This is a genomic window from Polynucleobacter sp. 35-46-11, from assembly GCF_002281105.1.
Map to the genome: position 1 here is coordinate 1 of NZ_NCFJ01000605.1, position 1,414 is coordinate 1,414.

Below are 1,414 nucleotides of genomic sequence, written 5' to 3' on the forward strand. Positions count from 1 at the left end.
GGTGAAGCTAGTCACAATGAAGATGCCTTTTGGCAAGCATGCTGGTCGCGCGCTTGCGGACTTGCCTGGTAATTACTTGGCCTGGTTCGCTCGCGAAGGATTTCCTCAGGGCGAGCTTGGACAGCTCCTGGAGCTAATGCACACCCTGGATCACAATGGCTTGCGAGGTTTGTTGGCCCCGATTCAGAGGGCTCATGGAATTTCTGCTCGCACTCGCGAACAGTAGGCTTACTTTGAGTACACTATCGCTACGACACGATTGCGTTCGTAGCTGACATTGGGTGAATCAGGCGGACTGCTTTGCGAAAGCCTGACCTGCATTTGAGTTTGCGCCTCAATCTCTTGTGCCAGACTCTGAGCGAACTGGAGATTGCGGTCATATTGAAGCTCTATGCTGGCAACCCTTCCTGCTTTGATATTGGAGATGATTGCTGAAACCTTTTCGGGTGAGTATTGATCAAAAAAGACTGGATACCAGCCGCCCAGTACTTGTCTAGATTCAGTAACACCTTTATTAACTTGTAGAACAGGCTTACTTTCGCTGCTTTCTACAGGTAAATGAAAGTCGATGCCAGTTTTCTGAATCAGTTCGGTGTAAGAGATCGGTGGGCGCATTTGAGCTTCATTGGTATTTTCAACCCAATAAGCCCACGCCAATTTTTTATGGGGGTCATAGACCAGTTTATAAAGATGGCTTGGAATGGTGACCTTGTTTTTACCAATGCTGCCAGCATGACCAATTGAGCCGGTAAAGACGTAGACATCTCCTTGCGCACGCTTGATATACATCCTGGTAGGCTCTTCAACCCGCTTTGCCCAGATACCTTGGTTATTTTGCCTAGCCTGCGGCATCATATTTGCTAGAGAAAATGACTGCGCCATCCCTCGTTCGCGTGTCATGTCACCGGCCGGTACGTTGTGCCCACGGTCGTAGCCGCTACCGCGATAGTCGGATAGTAGGGCGCGTTCATTCAAAGGTAGTCTAGCTTCCTCATAAAACTGATTGGTTCGGCGGGGGCGAGGAGTTTGAAGCTGTTCACCATTTAACCTTTCCACGGTGTAGATAGGCTTTTTGTCTAAAGGTGAGTAGTAGATTGCAAAATCATCAAAGCAAAGGTCGCGCCCTTCCTGAGAAGTGCTGGGTATTTGCTGGGCTGGGAAAAGGTCTTTGCACTGATCGAACAGGGCAAATGCACTGAATGGCAGCCAAAGGGAGTTCAATAAGAAAAGTTTGACTAGGAAATTCATTGCATGTCAGTGTAATGAGAGTCGCCATCCGGCAGCTAAAGAATTGCGCCTATCGAGCGGGTAAGTTAGCTGTAGAGCAAGTCTTTATCAGGGTTTATGCTCTGAATTTCAATTATGAATAGGGCTTGTAAAGTTTGAAGAGCGATAGATTTGTAGGTTGCAGCTA

Annotated in this window: 2 protein-coding genes; one reads left to right on the forward strand and one right to left on the reverse strand. The window is 47.9% G+C overall.

The window, feature by feature from the left end:
• The first annotated feature begins 1 nt into the window (after position 1).
• On the forward strand, positions 2-226 hold the full coding sequence (locus B7Y67_RS18065) for a DUF3820 family protein (protein ID WP_293599817.1): 225 nt from the start codon (positions 2-4) through the stop codon (positions 224-226).
• 2 nt (positions 227-228) lie between these two features.
• Here B7Y67_RS18065 and B7Y67_RS18070 read toward each other — a convergent pair whose 3' ends face one another.
• Positions 229-1,248 (reverse strand): DNA/RNA non-specific endonuclease, encoded by a 1,020-nt coding sequence (locus B7Y67_RS18070; RefSeq protein ID WP_293599818.1) that lies wholly within the window; start codon positions 1,246-1,248, stop codon positions 229-231.
• Between the last annotated feature and the right edge of the window lie 166 nt (positions 1,249-1,414).